Genomic DNA, 17467 nt, shown 5'->3' with positions numbered 1-17467 from the left:
TTCATTCCTTCTTATTCAGTTTATCAATGAAATCCTTAAATGCTGTTTCTCCGGTTGGTGTTCGTTTGAAAACACCTGCATATTCCAATATCTGCACAAATTTTTTGCCCAGTTCCGTTTCAATAATTCTATCAGCTTCACGCTCATCAGTCTGGACGCCATACTCCGTTCGCATTTGTTCTGCCCATGACCTATGGGAGTCGGTTATACCGTTTTTCTCATCAAGCAGAAATTGTTTAACGTCATCGAGTTCATTTTTTAATCTGGCCGGCAAAACCGCCAGTCCCATTACTTCAATCAGTCCGATATTCTCTTTCTTAATATGATGAACGTCAGCATGCGGGTGGAAGATTCCCAGTGGATACTCATCCGTTGTCCGATTGTTTCTCAAGACAAGGTCAAGTTCATATAACCCGTCACGTATGCGGGCAATTGGTGTAATCGTATTATGCGGTATATTGCCGGTGAGTGCTTCAATGTCCGCAGCCGGGTCTGAGTATCCCTTCCAGGTGTTTAAAATGTGAGTTGCAGCATCAAGCAGCTCTCCTTTGTCGCTGCACTTCAAGCGAATAACGGAAAGCGGCCATTTGAGGACAGACGCAGAAACTTTATTCCAGCGATCAAGCTGAAAAAAGAATTCCTCCTGTGCATCTGTCATCGCAAAACGATCCCGTCCGCCCTGATAGTGATCGTGTGCCAGGATGGACCCGCCTACAACCGGTAAATCTGCATTGGATCCCATAAAATAATGCGGGAATTTGTCGGTGAATTCCAGCAACTGCTCAAATGCTTGCCGGTCAATCCGCATGTCACGGTGTTCCTCTGCAAACAGGATGCTGTGCTCATTGTAATAAACGTATGGGGAGTATTGCAGACACCAATTCTCTTCGGACAAGGGAACCCTTATAACACGGTGATTGGCTCTTGGCGGATGCCCGGTCCTTCCTGCATACCCTTCATTTTCAATGCAAAGAACACATTTCGGGTAGTTGACACTTTGTTTGTTTGCCCGTTCCCGTCGAAGTTGTTCCGGGTCTTTTTCCGGTTTTGACAAATTAATCGTAATGTCCATTTCGCCGTACTCGGTTTTCGTTTTGAAATGAATATTTTTTTCGATTCGTTTCGTCTGAATGTAGTTGCTGTTCTTGCTCAGCTGATAAAAATAATCCGTTGCAGCCTGTGGTGACATATCGTATTTTTGCCAAAAGGCGTCATTGACGGCTGATGGCAGTGGCATCAGACAGTTCATTATGTCGGCGTTGAGTTGTTCTTTTTCATCCAAAACATCGTCGATAACCTGATTCTTGACAGCGTAGTCAACTATCTTATCCAGCAGGTCCGGAATCGTTTCATTAGGATAAGGCACGGTGTTTTCCGGAAAAGAATCGAGCCGAAGTTTGTGCATGATTTGGTTCCGTACATATATACGATCTATTTTTTTAATTAAACCGATCCTGATTGCGCGATGTATCAACCCTTCAATATGCTCATAAATCATATGATTACTCCTCCGTCATTTTTGCACCGTCACTGATAGAGGCGGTGTAGAACGTCGCTTCATATCCCACCGTCTGTTGATAGGCTTTATTGACATTTCTTTTAAACGTATCTATTTTATCGTTTTCCACAATTGCGATGGCACATCCGCCGAACCCGGCACCGGTCATCCGTGCGCCGATAACCCCTTTCTGACGCCAGGCAGATTCCGCAATCGTGTCCAGTTCCAGTCCGGTCACTTCATAATCATCCCTTAAGGATTGGTGGGAAGCATTCATTAATTCGCCAAAGCTGTACAAATTCCCTTTGCGTAATTCACGCATGGCTTCAAGGGTGCGGGCATTTTCCGTGACAGCATGCTTTGCACGTCTGCGGTGAACCGGGTTTTTAATTATATTTTGATACGCCTCAAACTTTTCCACCGATAATTCTCCGAAACTACTGATAGGGAGTTCGGTCTGTAAATCAGCAAGTGCCTGCTCACATTCTTGCCTTCGCTCGTTGTATTTTGAGCCAGCAAGCGTGCGCTGTTTATTTGTATTAATGATAATAATGGAGTAATCCTCCAGTTTAATCGGTGCGTAACTATAGTCAAGTGATTGACAGTTTAACAGAATGGCATTGTCTTTTTTGCCCATTCCGATAGCAAACTGGTCCATTATTCCACTGTTTACTCCGAGGTAATCATTTTCCACCTTTTGACCGATTTTTACCATGTTAACCCGGTCAATCCGCAGCTCAAATATTTTTTCCAAAAAAACCCCGGTAACCATTTCAATCGAAGCCGATGAAGAGAGGCCGGCGCTGTTTGGGATATCCCCATAGAAGAGAATGTCGGCTCCATAAGGGATTGAAAACCCAGCTTCCCGAATATATTGAATCATACCTTTTGGATAATTAGCCCAACTGTGCTGGTCGTTATACCTAAGGTCGTTAAGGTCACATTCAATGATACCTGTTTCCGGAAAGTTCATGGAGTAAAAACGAAATAATGTGTCATTCCGCTTTTTTCCGACTGCATACGTACCAAATGAAATCGCTGCGGGAAAAACGTGACCGCCATTATAGTCAGTATGTTCGCCGATCAGATTAATTCTGCCGGGGGCGAAAAACGTATGTACGTTATCATGGGGCTCAAATACTTTTTGGAATTCGTTGGTAAGATTTTTCATGGGGCGATCCTCCTCACTAGTTTAACCGCTTACATCTACGAATTAGTTTACTATAAGAGCAAGTAAAATACAATAAAATATTGTAGTTATTTTAGTAAAAAATATAAATTTTTTACTGTGATACCTGTGGTACCTTTTTAAAGTTATGTTTGTTCTTTACATATACATTGTGAAAGCGTATACTAATTCATGAATTTATACATTGGAGGTTATGGCATGTTGGGTAGTAAAAACATAGGTAAAAAAATGATATTTTTTCTTGGCGCTCTGGGAGGACTCTTGTACGGATATGATATGGGAGTTATTTCGGGTGCACTATTGTTTATAAAAGATGACATACCGTTGACAAGTTTTACGGAAGGGTTGGTCGTCAGCTCCATGCTGGTCGGGGCGATATTCGGCTCCGGCTTCAGTGGACCGTTATCGGATAAGTTCGGACGACGCAAGCTTGTGTTTATGATATCTATCGTATTTATTATAGGTGCGCTGACATTGGCACTCGCACCGACGATGGTTATGCTGGTAGTGGGGCGATTGATTATCGGACTTGCTGTTGGTGGTTCAACTGCAATTGTACCGGTTTATTTATCCGAAATGGCACCGACGGAATCGCGTGGTTCGTTAAGTTCATTGAACCAGCTGATGATCACAATCGGTATTCTGTCTTCGTATCTGGTAAACTATGCCTTCGCCGACATGGAAGCGTGGCGCTGGATGGTGGGACTTGCCGTAGTACCGTCACTTATTTTAATGATTGGTGTTCTGTTTATGCCGGAAAGTCCAAGATGGCTGCTTGAACATCATAGTGAAAAAGCCGCACGAAGCGTGATGAAGTTGACACGCAAGCCGGATGAAATTGACAAAGAAATTGAGGAAATGAATGAAATTAATCGCATTTCGGAAAGTACCTGGAATGTGCTGAAATCTTCCTGGCTCCGTCCGACACTGATCATTGGGTGTGCATTTGCGTTATTCCAGCAAATTATTGGGATCAATGCGATAATCTATTATGCACCAACCATTTTCAGTGAAGCCGGACTTGGTGATGTGACATCCATTCTTGGTACAGTCGGGATTGGTACAGTTAACGTGATTATGACCATTGTAGCAATCATGATTATTGATAAGATTGATCGGAAAAAGCTGCTTGTGTCCGGTAATGCTGGGATGGTTGCTTCGCTATTGATTATGGCAGGTTTGATTTGGACGATAGGGCTTGATTCAACTGCCGGAGCTTGGATCATTGTTGCATGTCTAACCTTGTTCATTATTTTCTTCGCGATTACCTGGGGACCGGTTTTATGGGTTATGCTGCCGGAATTGTTCCCAATGCGTGCCCGCGGTGCTGCAACAGGTATTTCTGCACTGGCACTGTCAATCGGAAGCCTGCTCGTTGCGCAATTTTTCCCGTTGCTGACAGAGGTAATGGGCATTGAACAGGTATTCCTGATTTTTGCTGCAATTGGAATTGGGGCGATGATTTTCGTTATCAAATATTTGCCTGAAACACGTGGCCGCAGTCTTGAGGAAATTGAAGCAGACCTAAGAAAACGGACTTCGGGTGCTGATTCAGGTAATATGTAAGGTGATGATCCTGCATTTTCAGGAACGGAGTGGAAGAAATGGCTACCATAAAAGATATTGCTCAAAAAGCGAATGTATCAATAGCTACTGTTTCCCGTGTTCTCAACAGTGACCCAAGTCTGTCCGTGGGAGCCGATACGAAACAACAGATTATGGATGCTGCCCGACAGCTTGGGTACACAAAACATCTTGATAAGAAAAATAAGCATCTACGGATTGCAATTGTTCATTGGTATACGGAAAAAGAAGAGCTGAACGACATGTACTATTATTCCATCAGACTTGGCGTGGAGAAAAAACTGGATCGGGCAGGTTATGCGTACATTCGTTTATTTCAAAATACCGAGAAAAAGCCCGACGTCGACGGCATCATTGCAATCGGGAAATTTTCCGTCCGGCAGAAGAAACAGCTGGAAAAATGGAGTACTGCCATTTGTTTTGTGGATGATATCCATGCCGGAAAATCAGCTGACTCGGTGGTTGTGGATTTTCATCAAGCAACAGCGGATATTCTAAACCGATTTTTGGATCACGGACATTCTAAAATCGGTATGCTGGCTGGCGAAGAAAAGTTTTTCGGATCAACAGAAGTACTGGATGATCCGCGATTCACAAGCTACTGTAGTATTTTGCAGGAAAAAGGCTGTTTTAATAAGGCGTACAGCTTTAAAGGAACTTTTACGGTTGAATCCGGATATCAAATGATGGAAAAAGCAGTCCATACATTGGGGGATGACCTTCCCGGTGCATTCTTCTGTGCAAATGACTCAATCGCTATCGGTGCAATGCGCGCTTTAAACGATCTTGATGTAAAAATACCCGAGCGTGTAAGCATCGTTGGATTTAACGACTCCAGTGTTGCAAAGTACGTTTCACCATCGTTGAGCACTGTCAAAGTATATACCGAATTGATGGGTGAGACGGCGGTCTCCCTGCTGGAAGAGCGTATTTTGAATGGACGCACCGTGGCGAAGAAGGTAGTCCTTGCTACAGAGTTGATTGAGCGGGAGAGTTGAAGTGGACGGCTTAATGGTGAACCGGTTTGTTATTGACACTGTTGTTATTCCACCGTATACTAAAGCGAGTATATCAGATGTCATTTATCCATTAAATAATGGAAGAGGTTCTTAGCTTAAACCCTCTTAAAAAAACTAAGGACAGATGAAATGTTTTTCAAAAACCATGTGCCTTGGGCAGTGGTTTTTTCTTTTGATAGGAGGTTTTGATAATGACAGGGAGACAGGATGATGAATTAACCGATTTGTCTTTACTGGGAAACCAGGGGACGACCTATGCTTTTGACTACACACCGGAAGTGCTGGAAACATTTGATAATAAGCACATTGGGCGGGATTATTTTGTAAAATTTAATTGTCCCGAGTTTACGACACTGTGTCCGATGACGGGACAACCCGATTTTGGAACGGTCTATATTAGTTATATTCCTGATGTGAAAATGGTGGAGAGCAAATCATTAAAGCTGTATCTGTTCAGTTTTCGCAATCATGGCGATTTTCATGAGGATTGCATGAACATCATCATGAATGATCTGATTGAATTGATGGATCCACGGTATATTGAAGTGTGGGGAAAGTTCACACCGCGTGGAGGAATTTCCATTGATCCATATTGCAACTATGGGAAATCCGGAACTAAATTTGAGAAAATGGCCGACCACCGTTTGATGAATCATGACATGTATACGGAAAAAATTGATAACCGGTAGCGTATGCGTTAGTTCTGCTGTTTTTCGTATGAGAGTGAAAAGCTGGGTATGCATTGTTTGCAGTGTATTTAAAGATACGCAGCCGAATAAAAAAGGTCACTTCCGATGGGGAAGTGTCATTTTTTAATTAGATTGAGGCTTGAGAAGGGTGAAAGCTGTTGAAGTGGGAGTGAACGGTCCCCAAACGGGAGAGACAGTCTCCAAATGGGAGAATGCAGTCTCCAAACGGGAGAGAACAGTCTCCAAATGGGGGAAACACAGCTCCCAAGTGGAACAATAAGCACCTTGCCCCGATCCCTCAAAAGTTAATTTATCGAGTAAGTATTAGCCGTTCCCCGTAATCGTCACCAAACTCAACTGACTCTGATTTAAAAAACGCACCGGAATTCTGCTGGTGCCAAGCCCGCTGTCGATATAAAGATACTGGTCAGGACCGATCTCAAAAACACCTTTGTCCAGCTTAGGAAGAAGTCCCTGATCAGGTGCAACCAATGCCCCGATAAACGGAGCCCGTATCTGGCCGCCATGTGTATGTCCGCTTAGAATAAGGTCAGCTTTGAGCAAAGGATATGTTTTAATAATATCCGGTGCATGCGATAACAGTACGGTATAATTATTAAAGTCAATGTCTTTAAATGCTTCTACTATGTTTTCATGTTTTTTAGAAGGATCATCGACACCAACCAGGTTGAGTGTTTTTTCACCGATTATAATCTGCGTGTTTCGATTGTTCAGGATGGTTACATTCCGGTCGTGTAAACCGTTCAGCAATTCAGCTTTGCGGCCGTTTGCCCAATCGTGGTTTCCCGAGACGAAATAAACATGATTATGATTGGCTGTTAATCGCTCGACAAGGGAAAAAACACTGCCAAGCGCCTTCGTATCATCATCCAGTAAATCACCGGTCAGAACAATGATGTTGGGGTTGGCTTTTTTTGCAATGTCAACCAACTGTTCATTATTAAAGCCAAATACTTTATTATGCAAGTCAGTCATCTGCAAAATGCTAAAGCTTGTTTCAGCCGGTATCTTATCCGTTTTAGATGCAACTTTTTTCAACTTGAAATTATCAGTTTCAAAATGAACTCGACGTATAAGCGAATAAACAGATGCAAGCAATGTGAAAACAATGAACAGTCTTTTCATGTGGCACCCCAATTAAAAGGAATTTTGTGGATATAAGTTTAGCATAGCGTGAATTGTATGTCATTATATACAATATTTTTAGTTTGTAAAAAAACTGTTAAGGCAGGGGTAAGGCCATGAGAGAAGGGAAATTCGAATGATGAAAGCGTAGAATCCAGAAAATTATATTGTAAATTTGACAATGATTCAAGCTGTTGTCTGGTTTTCATGAAAAGCTGGAGCGGATTGAGAAGGTCAATCAAATAAAAATCACGCGACACCGGAAGCAAAGTGCCGCGCGATTGCCATTAACTACTCATCTTTATTTTTCCGGTCAGTATCCGTTATTTCTTCGCTGAATTCAGTCTGCAGCTTACCTTGTTGTACATCTCTGTCCTCATCTGTTACAAAGTGGTCACGATCGTCGAGCACTTCACGTGCCATATATTTATGGAAGAAATATTCACCAACTGCAATGATGATGGCCGTAATGATCGCTGCAGTGCCAACTTGAAGATTTTCCTCAAACAGGAGCGGCCCAAGAAACCAAATTCCTACGAATGTAATCCCCAAATCCGCCAATGTTGCACCCCAGTTTTCGAAGCGGGGGAGGAGAAAAAGATCTCCAACGATATACGAAATTGCTGTTAGCAGTACACTGAGCATGAGAATATTTCCAAATTCAACCCCGTAAAAAGCGCCGAGTATCAACCACAAAACGGCCGTGCACATAATGAACTTAATAATTAATGCCTTTACATGATCCATTTTTTACTACCACCTTTCTGATTTTGCATTTAGCATGCCCTAAAGGTCAATTTTTTATCAGGAAAGATTAGTGGTAGAAGAGCCGGTGCGCAACAATAAAAGTAGTTAGTAAAAAGCAGGAAGTGATTTTTTAATACGAACACTTGTTTTAATCCAGGATTATGGTAATATAAAATCACCCCCTGTAAGAAAGGGGGGATGATATGGAGATGGTACTTGTTTTGGTAACGTCGTTCATTAATTTAACGGTTGCGATTATAAATTTCGTAATTGTTATGTTAAAAAGACGTGAAAAACAAAAAGACCCTCGCTCGGGAAAGCGAAAGTCTTAAACCTAATGCGGGAAAAGAGGAATATTTCTCTTTTCCCCACTCCATATTCTATTCATAGTATATAACAAATATACTAACTAAACAAGAGAAGAGGCTGATTTTAATGATCTGGATTGCTTTCATTATATCGCTTATCGCCCTAATTATATCTATTTACACATTAAGAATTACACTGAAAAAATAAGACCGCTGTTTAAATTATCTGTGCCTAATTAAATCATATACCCTTCATAATAGAAGGAATCAGATTTTTAATGATCCTAAATACTTAATTACAGCAAAGCAAAAAGTGAGGCCATCATAAAATGACGGCCTTACCCTATAATTCCACTTACTTCACCTTCAGCACAATCTTACCTTTCGCATGATGTGTCTCGCTCAATTCATGTGCTTTTTTAATATCTTTCAAATCCATAACAGTTCCAACGACTGGACGGATTGTTTCATTTTCCAGTTTCTCACCAATTTTAGCAAGCTGTTCGCCGTCGGGTTCAAGAAACACGTATCCTGCTTTAATATTATACTCCTCAGCAACGTCCTGATCCGGCGGCATTGCAATCGAGACGAGGCAGCCTTTTTCTTTTAAAACGTTATAGCTTTGCTGCTGAATGTCGCCGCCAAGTGTGTCAAAGACAATGTCCATATCCTGGAGAGTCTCGCTAAAGTTTTCACTGCGATAGTCAATAACTTTATCCGCTCCCAGTGATTGAACGAATTCAACATTGTCCGTACTGCATGTTGTGGCAACCCATGCACCGAATGACTTTGCGAGCTGGATGGCGAAGCTTCCAACACCGCCGGAGCCTGCATGCACCAGAACTTTGTCGCCTTCTTTGATTCCAGCAAAATCAACCAGGCATTGCCATGCCGTCAATCCGACCAGTGGAATAGACGCGGCCTCTTCCATCGAAAGGTTGTCCGGTTTTTTGACAACGAGACCTTCATCGACTGCAACATATTCAGCGTATGTCCCGTTACGTGTTATGTCTGGGCGGGTAAAAACTTTATCCCCGACCTGAAACTTTTGCACCTTTTTTCCGGTTTCTTTGATTGTTCCAGCTGCGTCCAGACCAAGGGTCACAGGGAAATCATATGGGATTTTTTCCTTCAGGTAGCCTTCACGAATTTTCCAGTCGACTGGATTCACGGAAGTTGCCTCAATTTCAATTAATACATCATTATCCTTCAAAACAGGCATGTTCCTGTCAGTGTACTGTAATTGCTCTTTTCCGCCATAACCTTCAATAATTACTGCTTTCATCGTAACTGCTCCTTTCCTAAAGCTTTATTCTTCCGGTACTTTAACCAATTGTTTTCCAATATTGTCACCTGTAAATAAACCGAGAAATGCATTGGGAACATTTTCAAATCCTTCTATAATGTTCTCCCTGTAGTTGAGTTTTCCCTTTGCCAGCCATGTTGAAAGATCACGCAATCCTTCATCAAAACGCTCGCTGTAATCGCCGACGATAAATCCTTTGATCATGGAGCGGGATTTAATCAGTTTTGGCTGGATTCGTGTTCCGAGGTCATCATCTGTCCGGTTATAGGATGAAATGGCACCACATAGTGGAATACGCGCAAAATCGTTAAGATGGTTCATAACTGCATCTGACACGGGTCCGCCGACATTGTCAAAGTAAATATCAACACCTTCCGGGCATGATGCGGCAATTGCTTTGGATATGTCGTCTGTTGTCTTATAGTTAATCGCTTCATCAAACCTAAGTTCATTTTTCAAAAAGTCTGTTTTAGCATCAGTCCCGGCAATACCGACAACGCGCGTTCCTTTAAGTTTTGCGATTTGACCAGCAATCATACCGACCGCACCGGCAGCACCTGAAACGACAACTGTTTCGCCTGCTTTTGGCTGGCCAATGTCGAGCAATCCGAAATAGGCTGTGAGTCCGTTAATTCCAAGCACACTTAAGTAGGCTGGCAGCGGTGCACCGGTTTCTTCAATTTTACGTACACTATCAGCATCTACGGTATTGTATTTTTGCCAGTCCAGCATACCGACAACTTTATCGCCGGCACGCAGTTGATTCGATTCTGATTGCAGCACTTTCCCCACAATCCGACCGTTAATCGGCTCGTTCAGTTTTAACGGTGCCACATATGATTTTCCTTTATTCATTCTCCCCCGCATATACGGGTCGACCGAGATATAAAGGGATTGAATCTGAATTTGTCCATCTTCAGGTTGCAATAGTGGTGCGTCCTGAATTGAAAAATGTTCCGTTGTTGGCATGCCGGCTGGGCGTTCAGCAAGGGTAATCCGCTGGTTTTGCAAGTCGTCTGTCATAATAACCACCTTTCTTACAATGTATTTACCACCATTTTATTCGCAGTGAAACATGACAGTCAAAAGCAGCAATTTTAAAAAACTTGAAGTCGGATTCCCAAAAGCTGTTCCAATAACGTATACCCCCGAATAATGATAGAATTTGACGAAAAACAATGGTATACTGTAAAAGTATGAAAACAGATTTTGGAGGTAATACAATGGCTAATGAACCACATGGCGGTACTTTGATTAACCGCGAATTGGAAGGACAAGCAAAAGAAGAAGCAATAAAAAAAGCAGAATCACTCCCATCATTGACGGTGAATCCGTGGGTCGTTTCCGATATTGAACTGATTGGTATTGGAGGGTTCAGCCCGCTGAAAGGATTCATGGGTCAGGCTGACTATGAAAGTGTTGTTAATAATTACCGTTTGTCGGATGGAACGGTTTGGACAATTCCGATTACATTGCCGGTAACAAAAGAACAGGCAGAAGCATTAAATATTGGTGATGAAGTAGCGCTTAAAGGTGAAGACGGAATTATTTACGGAACGATTGAAGTAGAAGAAAAGTTTACATATGACAGTAAACTTGAAGCACAGAATGTATATGGAACTACGGAGGATAAGCACCCTGGCGTTAAAAAGCTATATGAGCGCGGTGCTGTTTATCTGGGCGGACCTATTACGCTGCTGCAGCGTCCGGATCACGGTGAATTTAATGAATTTTATATGGATCCGACAGAAACACGCAAAATGTTTGATGATCTAGGATGGAAAACAATTGTCGGCTTCCAGACACGCAATCCGGTACACCGTGCCCATGAGTACATTCAAAAGTGTGCCCTGGAAGCAGTTGATGGTCTCTTGTTGAATCCGCTAGTTGGTGAAACGAAAGCAGATGATATTCCTGCTGATGTCCGGATGGAAAGTTATCAGACAATCTTGAAGCATTATTATCCGGAAGATCGCACCCGTCTGGCAATTTATCCTGCTGCAATGCGCTATGCCGGACCTAAAGAATCCGTTCTGCATGCAATCGTACGGAAAAATTTCGGCTGCACACACTTCATTGTTGGCCGCGACCATGCCGGTGTGGGTGATTATTACGGCACTTATGAAGCACAGGAATTTATTTCTCAGTTTGAAGAAGAACTGGGCATTCAAGTTTTCAAATTTGAACATGCATTTTTCTGCACGGTTTGCGGAAACATGGCCACTGCAAAAACATGCCCGCATGATAAAGAAAACCATGTGCATTTGAGCGGTACAAAAGTTCGTGGACTACTTCGTGATGGAGAGCGTCCTCCAAAAGAATTTTCACGTCCGGAAGTTGCCGACATTCTGATTAAAGGAATGAAGCAAAACTAAAAGGGGAAAACTCCCATGACTTTTCAAATGATTTTTGTTTTGATTTTAATAATAGGTATGCTGGGCGCGCTGCTATTGGATGTAGCGCGTCCTGATATGATCGTGTTTTCAGTACTGGTTATTTTGCTTGTTTCGGGAATTTTGAGTCCGGAACAAGCGTTGAGTGGTTTCTCCAATGAGGGGATGCTGACGATTGCACTGCTGTTTATTGTCGCAGGTGCGGTTCAAAAGAGCGGACTCATTGATCAGATGATGACAAAATGGCTAAAGAACAGTAAAACACAAGCAGGTTCGATGGTACGTTTTTTTGTACCTGTATCTGCTTTTTCCGCTTTTTTAAACAATACTCCAATCGTTGTCACGTTCACACCTGTTATTAAAAAATGGTGTGAAGACCGGGGGATTGCGCCTTCCAAGTTCCTGATTCCACTATCGTATGTAACGATTTTGGGTGGCACGATTACACTGATTGGTACGTCCACCAACCTGGTTGTGCATGGTATGCTGACCGGTTCGTATGATATGGAAGGCTTCTCTCTGTTTACGCTGTCGGTTGTAGGTATTCCGATTGCAATAGTCGGGATGATTTACCTGTTTACAATTGGTCACAGGCTTCTCCCGGATCATAAAGGGTTCAGTCAGCGCGTAAAAGAGGACTCCAAGGAATATATTGCGGAAATGCATGTATCCAATTCATTTCAGCAAATCGGTAAATCAGTTAAAGACGCAGGACTCCGTGATTTGAAAGGGTTGTACCTGGTGGAAATCATTCGCGGGGTAGATCATATTTCTCCGGTTAAATCAACGACGGTTATTGAAGAAGGAGATCGGCTGATTTTTACCGGATTGATTTCTACGATTGCCGATTTGGAGGAAATAAAGGGACTTGAGCTTGAGACGGGTACCAACATTGGATTAAACGACTTGAAAAATGGAACATCAAATCTGGTGGAAGTGGTTGTTTCGCATGACTCGGCACTGACAACGAAGACGATTAAACAGTCCCGTTTCCGGTCAAAGTTTGATGCCGGGGTTATTGCTGTCCATCGTAATAATGAACGTATCAAGAGCAAAGTCGGTGACATTGTGCTCAGGCCAGGTGATACGCTGTTGTTACTTGCGGGAACCGACTTTCTTGAAAAAAATCAGCAATCGAATGATTTTTATGTGGTATCGTCATTGGATACGCCGGAAAAACTGAAAAAAAATCCGGTCAAAGGCTGGTTTTCCATCGGATTGCTGCTTGTAATGATTGCTCTTGTTACGGCTGGAGTTTTCAGTATGTTCAAGGCGATGGCATTGGCGGTGCTCATTTTATTAATTACAAAAATTGTCACACCGCAGGAAGCAAAACGGTATATCCAATTCGATGTGCTGCTTTTAATTGCCAGTGCACTTGGTATTGGTGTTGCGATGCGGGAGACTGGACTTGCTGAATGGATTGCAACAGGATTGGTCAGTTTCGGAAAACCATTCGGAATTCTGGCGATTATTTTTATGATTTATTTTTTAACCAATTTGTTTACCGAACTCATTACAAATACAGCAGCGGCTGTGCTGATGGTGCCGATTGGGATGTCACTTGCGGAGCAGCTTACAGTGGATCCGATGGGCTTCGCGGTGACAATTGCCATTGCTGCATCTGCAAGCTTCATTACACCGATTGGCTATCAGACGAACCTGATCGTTTATGGTCCGGGTGGCTATACGTTCAAGGATTATATTAAAGTGGGGACACCCTTAAGTATTCTGGTTATGATTACATCGGTTTCAATCATTTATAATGTGTGGTTTTAGGAGGAAAAAAGATGGCAAAATCTGATAATATCGTATGGCACGATTCAAAAGTTACAAAAAAAGACAGACAGAAATTGAACAACCATAAAAGTGCGGTTATCTGGTTTACTGGTTTATCCGGTTCCGGAAAATCGACCGTATCTGTAGAACTGGAAAAAGAACTGCATGCACAGGGTGTACGCACTTATCGCCTGGATGGCGACAATGTCCGTCATGGTTTAAACAAGAATCTCGGCTTCAGTCCGGAAGACCGTAAAGAAAATATTCGCCGCATCGGGGAAGTATCCAAGCTGATGGTGGATGCGGGCTTGTTCACCCTGACTGCGTTTATTTCACCATATCGTGAGGACCGTGATGATGTGCGTGAACTAATGAAAGATGGCGAGTTCATTGAAGTATTTGTAAATGCAAGTGTGGAAACGTGTGAATCCCGTGATCCAAAAGGCTTGTACAAAAAAGCACGCGCAGGTGAGATTAAAGGCTTCACCGGAATCGATGCCCCATATGAAGCGCCGAAAAATCCGGAAGTGACCGTTGATACGGATAAGCAGAGCCTGGAAGAGTCCGTTCAGCAAATTGTTGCTTATCTGAAAGAGAAAGGATATGTAAAATAATGGCTGAGGTAAGTCTGAAAAAGCTGTTGGACATTTCCTTGCAGGCAGGACACGAGATTCTTGATGTTTACAAAAAAGACATCGAGGTTGAGGTTAAAGAAGATGATTCACCATTGACCCAGGCTGACCAGCGTTCACACAAGGCAATTATGAACGGACTCCAGGATGCATACGCCGGAATCCCTGTTCTAAGTGAGGAAGGCCGTGATATTTCGTATGAAGAGCGAAAAGACTGGAAGCAGTTCTTTTTGGTGGACCCCCTCGACGGCACAAAAGAGTTCATCAAGAAAAATGGCGAGTTTACTGTGAATATTGCCTTAATTGACGAAAAATACCCGGCTATGGGCGTTATCTACGCACCGGTTCTTGATACGTTTTATTTTGGACGTGAAGGTTTGGGTGCATTCAAACTGGAAGGCGCATCAAAAGCGGATGTTGCTGATGAAGATGATTTGGTTGAGAAAAGTGTTCAACTGCCTGAAGTAACAGAAGGCAGTGTTGTCAATGTGGTGGCCAGCCGCTCCCACATGTCAGCTGAAACCGAAGAATTTATTGACGGTTTGCGTGCAAATAAGGAAGTCGATGTCGTTTCTGCCGGGAGTTCACTGAAGTTTTGTCTTGTTGCAGAAGGAAAAGCTGACTTCTATCCGCGCTATGCCCCAACAATGGAATGGGACACCGGGGCCGGACAAGCAATTGTAGAAGCTGCCGGCGGACAGGTGTTGCGTCATGAGGATGAGGAGCGATTTTATTATAATCGTGAGAATTTGAAAAATGGATGGTTTTTGGTTAAAGGGAAAGCATAATTAAAATAATGATTGCATCTCGTCTCCGGAATTTTTTATACATGTTAATCCTCGGCGTTACTATGGAAAACATCAACCGCACGCGGGGAACATCAACCGCATGAGGAAAACATCGATCGTACGGGAAGAACATCAACCGTATGAGGAAAACATCGACCCTACGCGGGGAACATCAACCGTACGGGAGGAATATCAACCGCACGAGGAGAACATCGACCGTACGAGAAGAACATCAACCTTATGAGTTGAAATATTAACTGATGCGAGCTCAATTATCCGGTTTCGATAAATGTAACAAGCTCAATTGGAAGGTATAGAAAAACCTGCACATTCCTAATAGTTGTGCAGGTTTTTTTCATATTAAAAGTCTTGTCGGAAGATACTCATCAAAACCGCATCATGATAGCTGCCATCGACAAAAAAGTGCTCTTTTAAGTCTCCTTCAATTTGAAAGCCAGCTTTTTCATAAATGTGGACGGCTTTTTCATTTTTTTTAGCGACGTATAAAATGATTTTGTTCAGATTCAACTGGTTAAACCCGTATTCCAGTGCGAGATTTGTTGATTTTCCAGCATATCCGTTTCCCTGATAAGATGGATCAATCATGATGCCAAACTCGGCATGTCGATGTCTACTCTCAATTCCAAACAGTCCCACATAGCCGATTTTTTCGTTATCCAAAGCTAGGATAAACTGCCGATGCTGTGTGCTGTTCTGACTTTTTTCATACGCTTCTTTCAGTTTTTCCATTGACATGTATGGTTCTTCAAACCAGAATTTCATCACATCGGGGTCATTATTAAGTTTGTGCAAAAATTCCAGATCGGTCTTTTCAATTGTTCGCAGACGTAAATTCGGTTCCATTTTTCTCGCTCCCTGTTCGTATTCCTTATTAAGTTTATCGTATCAGAAGACAGGAAGCGAGTCATAAATTATTATCTGGGCGGGCGGTTTTGATGTGCCTTATTGTCCTCGCGCATTGCATTCAGTTCCTTTTTGCTCTTGTTCTTTTTCTTCTTTCCTTTATCCTGGCTCATATGAAATACCTCCTTTTTCATTAGCATGAGCAAATTGCGCCAAATAATTATGCCGAAACGTGGCAAAATAAATTAGAAAACCTTGTTATCACCAAACTTTTAGGTGACAGCTATAGCTGCACTTATGCAGTAAGAAAGAATTTTCTTCTTTCTTAACAGCTAAAAAAGGAGGCTATTCCAAATGTCAGAGCAAAATAAAAATCGCAATAAGGATAAGGGAAAACAACGTAACGTCATTAAATATGATACAAGTCCCAAGCAGCATAAAGAGGAATTTGCTGAGGATAAGGAATTTTTGAACCTGGATAATAAGCGGAATAAACGAAAGCGGTAATGTTAAAAGCTGCACATTGAAAGACATGTGCAGCTTTTTCTCAATCCACTTTTAAAATAATCTTCCCAATGTTTTTGTTGCCTTCCATATGTTCATGTGCCTGCTGGATTTCTTCGAATGGAAATACCTGATCCACGATAGGACGGATTTTTTCGTTCTTGCAGAGTGGCAGTGCTGTTGACACAAATTCTGCAGTGAGGTCAGCTTTATACTGGTTATCTCTTGGGGTAAGAAGTGTGCCGGTCAACTGAATCCGTTTGGACATTAACTCCCACAGGTTAACTTTTTCCAGTTGTGCACCGCCGAGCAGGCCAATCAAGACCCAACGGCCATCCACTGCAATGCTGTTCATGTTTTTCCGCCAGTACGATGCTCCGATAAAATCGAGAATTACATCTGTACCACGGTCTTCGGTTGCCTGTGAAATTTTTTCGTCAAACTCCAGCTTTTTATAATTTATGCACACGTCTGCTCCCAATGATTCGGCAAAATCAAGTTTTTCCTGTGAGCCGGCTGTTGTCAGGACCTGTGCATTGCTGATTTGTTTTGCCAATTGAATGGCTGCTGTGCCAACGCCACTTCCCCCGGCATGAACCAAAACTTTTTCACCTTCAGCCAGTCTGCCGTGCCAGAACAACGTTTGATAGGCCGTCAAAAATACTTCTGGAATGGCTGCTGCCTGCTCAAATGACAGGTTTTCCGGAATCTCCATCGCACGGTTTGCCGGCATCACAGCATATTCCGCATATCCTCCGCCATTAACAAGCCCCATAACCCTTGTGCCCGGTTGAATGTTGGTATCGGGCCCAGCCTGTTCGACTGTTCCGGCAACTTCAACACCCAGAATAGGGATATCCAGGTAGCCGGATTCGCTTTGTCGATTGATAATGTCTGTCCGGTTAATTGCTGCTGCTTCTACCTTGATCAGCAGTTCATACTCATTTGGCTCAGGTTTCGGCTTCTCCGTGACGGTTAATTGTTCCGTGCCGCCAGGTTTTTTTGCAATAATTGCTTTCAT

General features: G+C 42.7%; 18 protein-coding genes and 1 riboswitch. Of the genes, 10 read left to right on the top strand and 8 right to left on the bottom strand.

What is annotated here, in order from left to right; genetic code table 11:
- Position 1: 1 nt before the first annotated feature.
- Positions 2-1498, bottom strand: coding sequence for a UDP-glucose--hexose-1-phosphate uridylyltransferase (galT, locus tag HUX68_RS08535; protein ID WP_174614428.1), 1497 nt, complete (start codon positions 1496-1498; stop codon positions 2-4).
- Positions 1499-1502: 4 nt separating this feature from the next.
- Positions 1503-2669 carry a galactokinase gene (locus HUX68_RS08530; protein WP_174614427.1) on the bottom strand — a complete coding sequence of 389 codons (1167 nt, stop codon included), beginning with the start codon at positions 2667-2669 and terminating at the stop codon, positions 1503-1505.
- Between the two features lie 216 nt (positions 2670-2885).
- Here HUX68_RS08530 and glcP point away from each other — a divergent pair, with 216 nt between their 5' ends.
- The 3 genes from glcP to queF all read left to right on the top strand — a co-directional run bounded on the left by glcP (position 2886) and on the right by queF (position 5979).
- On the top strand, positions 2886-4253 hold the full coding sequence (gene glcP / locus HUX68_RS08525) for a glucose transporter GlcP (RefSeq protein ID WP_174614426.1): 1368 nt from the start codon (positions 2886-2888) through the stop codon (positions 4251-4253).
- A 38-nt stretch (positions 4254-4291) separates the two neighbouring features.
- Entirely contained in the window at positions 4292-5269 is a 978-nt protein-coding gene (locus HUX68_RS08520; protein ID WP_174614425.1) for a LacI family DNA-binding transcriptional regulator, read from the top strand.
- Between the two features lie 98 nt (positions 5270-5367).
- A riboswitch (PreQ1 riboswitch) is annotated at positions 5368-5414 on the top strand.
- 64 nt (positions 5415-5478) lie between these two features.
- A complete protein-coding gene (gene queF, locus HUX68_RS08515; RefSeq protein ID WP_174616394.1) occupies positions 5479-5979 on the top strand; it encodes a preQ(1) synthase in 501 nt (166 codons plus the stop codon).
- A 324-nt stretch (positions 5980-6303) separates the two neighbouring features.
- Here the strand turns inward: queF and HUX68_RS08510 are convergent, their stop codons facing one another.
- Together HUX68_RS08510 and HUX68_RS08505 are read right to left on the bottom strand one after the other, a co-directional pair.
- A complete protein-coding gene (locus tag HUX68_RS08510; RefSeq protein WP_174614424.1) occupies positions 6304-7125 on the bottom strand; it encodes a metallophosphoesterase in 822 nt (273 codons plus the stop codon).
- Positions 7126-7416: 291 nt separating this feature from the next.
- Positions 7417-7872, bottom strand: coding sequence for a YndM family protein (locus HUX68_RS08505; protein ID WP_174614423.1), 456 nt, complete (start codon positions 7870-7872; stop codon positions 7417-7419).
- A 203-nt stretch (positions 7873-8075) separates the two neighbouring features.
- On the opposite strand from HUX68_RS08505, the gene HUX68_RS19420 reads away from it, so the two are divergent.
- On the top strand, positions 8076-8204 hold the full coding sequence (locus HUX68_RS19420; protein ID WP_281355711.1) for a hypothetical protein: 129 nt from the start codon (positions 8076-8078) through the stop codon (positions 8202-8204).
- A gap of 331 nt (positions 8205-8535) precedes the next feature.
- Here the strand turns inward: HUX68_RS19420 and HUX68_RS08500 are convergent, their stop codons facing one another.
- The gene (locus tag HUX68_RS08500) at positions 8536-9465 is read right to left on the bottom strand and encodes an NADP-dependent oxidoreductase (protein WP_174614422.1); all 930 of its coding nucleotides are present in this window, start codon (positions 9463-9465) and stop codon (positions 8536-8538) included.
- A gap of 24 nt (positions 9466-9489) precedes the next feature.
- Complete coding sequence (locus tag HUX68_RS08495) at positions 9490-10509, bottom strand: NADP-dependent oxidoreductase (RefSeq protein WP_174614421.1); 1020 nt, start codon at positions 10507-10509, stop codon at positions 9490-9492.
- A gap of 200 nt (positions 10510-10709) precedes the next feature.
- Here HUX68_RS08495 and sat point away from each other — a divergent pair, with 200 nt between their 5' ends.
- The 5 genes from sat to HUX68_RS08470 all read left to right on the top strand — a co-directional run bounded on the left by sat (position 10710) and on the right by HUX68_RS08470 (position 15322).
- Complete coding sequence (gene sat, locus HUX68_RS08490; protein ID WP_174614420.1) at positions 10710-11861, top strand: sulfate adenylyltransferase; 1152 nt, start codon at positions 10710-10712, stop codon at positions 11859-11861.
- Positions 11862-11876: 15 nt separating this feature from the next.
- Positions 11877-13658, top strand: a complete 1782-nt coding sequence (locus HUX68_RS08485; protein ID WP_174614419.1) for an SLC13 family permease — start codon at positions 11877-11879, stop codon at positions 13656-13658.
- Between the two features lie 11 nt (positions 13659-13669).
- Positions 13670-14272, top strand: a complete 603-nt coding sequence (gene cysC / locus HUX68_RS08480) for an adenylyl-sulfate kinase (RefSeq protein ID WP_174614418.1) — start codon at positions 13670-13672, stop codon at positions 14270-14272.
- Positions 14272-15078: a 3'(2'),5'-bisphosphate nucleotidase CysQ gene (cysQ, locus tag HUX68_RS08475; protein ID WP_174614417.1), complete on the top strand. Its 807-nt coding sequence runs from the start codon at positions 14272-14274 to the stop codon at positions 15076-15078. The genes cysC and cysQ overlap by 1 nt, the downstream gene beginning before the upstream one ends.
- 100 nt (positions 15079-15178) lie before the next feature.
- Positions 15179-15322 (top strand): hypothetical protein, encoded by a 144-nt coding sequence (locus tag HUX68_RS08470; RefSeq protein WP_174614416.1) that lies wholly within the window; start codon positions 15179-15181, stop codon positions 15320-15322.
- 116 nt (positions 15323-15438) lie between these two features.
- Here HUX68_RS08470 and HUX68_RS08465 read toward each other — a convergent pair whose 3' ends face one another.
- Positions 15439-15942 (bottom strand): GNAT family N-acetyltransferase, encoded by a 504-nt coding sequence (locus tag HUX68_RS08465; protein ID WP_174614415.1) that lies wholly within the window; start codon positions 15940-15942, stop codon positions 15439-15441.
- A 354-nt stretch (positions 15943-16296) separates the two neighbouring features.
- On the opposite strand from HUX68_RS08465, the gene HUX68_RS08460 reads away from it, so the two are divergent.
- Positions 16297-16449: a hypothetical protein gene (locus HUX68_RS08460; protein ID WP_174614414.1), complete on the top strand. Its 153-nt coding sequence runs from the start codon at positions 16297-16299 to the stop codon at positions 16447-16449.
- 40 nt (positions 16450-16489) lie between these two features.
- On the opposite strand, the gene HUX68_RS08455 is transcribed toward HUX68_RS08460, so the two are convergent.
- Positions 16490-17467: an NAD(P)H-quinone oxidoreductase gene (locus tag HUX68_RS08455; protein ID WP_174614413.1), complete on the bottom strand. Its 978-nt coding sequence runs from the start codon at positions 17465-17467 to the stop codon at positions 16490-16492.

The sequence above is a fragment of the Virgibacillus ihumii genome, from assembly GCF_902726655.1.
In the GTDB taxonomy this organism is placed as follows: domain Bacteria; phylum Bacillota; class Bacilli; order Bacillales; family Amphibacillaceae; genus Lentibacillus; species Lentibacillus ihumii.
The sequence above is the reverse complement of the archived record's forward strand: the minus strand, read 5'-3'. Positions and strand labels throughout refer to the sequence as shown.

Excerpts from the sequence above, each read along its gene's own strand:
- galT (WP_174614428.1), bottom strand. The coding sequence starts at position 1,498 with ATGATTTATGAGCATATTGAAGGGTTGATACATCGCGCAATCAGGATC.
- HUX68_RS08530 (WP_174614427.1), bottom strand. The coding sequence starts at position 2,669 with ATGAAAAATCTTACCAACGAATTCCAAAAAGTATTTGAGCCCCATGAT.
- glcP (WP_174614426.1), top strand. The coding sequence starts at position 2,886 with ATGTTGGGTAGTAAAAACATAGGTAAAAAAATGATATTTTTTCTTGGC.
- HUX68_RS08520 (WP_174614425.1), top strand. The coding sequence starts at position 4,292 with ATGGCTACCATAAAAGATATTGCTCAAAAAGCGAATGTATCAATAGCT.
- HUX68_RS08510 (WP_174614424.1), bottom strand. The coding sequence starts at position 7,125 with ATGAAAAGACTGTTCATTGTTTTCACATTGCTTGCATCTGTTTATTCG.
- HUX68_RS08505 (WP_174614423.1), bottom strand. The coding sequence starts at position 7,872 with ATGGATCATGTAAAGGCATTAATTATTAAGTTCATTATGTGCACGGCC.
- HUX68_RS19420 (WP_281355711.1), top strand. The coding sequence starts at position 8,076 with ATGGAGATGGTACTTGTTTTGGTAACGTCGTTCATTAATTTAACGGTT.
- HUX68_RS08500 (WP_174614422.1), bottom strand. The coding sequence starts at position 9,465 with ATGAAAGCAGTAATTATTGAAGGTTATGGCGGAAAAGAGCAATTACAG.
- HUX68_RS08495 (WP_174614421.1), bottom strand. The coding sequence starts at position 10,509 with ATGACAGACGACTTGCAAAACCAGCGGATTACCCTTGCTGAACGCCCA.
- sat (WP_174614420.1), top strand. The coding sequence starts at position 10,710 with ATGGCTAATGAACCACATGGCGGTACTTTGATTAACCGCGAATTGGAA.
- HUX68_RS08485 (WP_174614419.1), top strand. The coding sequence starts at position 11,877 with ATGACTTTTCAAATGATTTTTGTTTTGATTTTAATAATAGGTATGCTG.
- cysC (WP_174614418.1), top strand. The coding sequence starts at position 13,670 with ATGGCAAAATCTGATAATATCGTATGGCACGATTCAAAAGTTACAAAA.
- cysQ (WP_174614417.1), top strand. The coding sequence starts at position 14,272 with ATGGCTGAGGTAAGTCTGAAAAAGCTGTTGGACATTTCCTTGCAGGCA.
- HUX68_RS08470 (WP_174614416.1), top strand. The coding sequence starts at position 15,179 with ATGAGGAAAACATCGATCGTACGGGAAGAACATCAACCGTATGAGGAA.
- HUX68_RS08465 (WP_174614415.1), bottom strand. The coding sequence starts at position 15,942 with ATGGAACCGAATTTACGTCTGCGAACAATTGAAAAGACCGATCTGGAA.
- HUX68_RS08460 (WP_174614414.1), top strand. The coding sequence starts at position 16,297 with ATGTCAGAGCAAAATAAAAATCGCAATAAGGATAAGGGAAAACAACGT.
- HUX68_RS08455 (WP_174614413.1), bottom strand. The coding sequence starts at position 17,467 with ATGAAAGCAATTATTGCAAAAAAACCTGGCGGCACGGAACAATTAACC.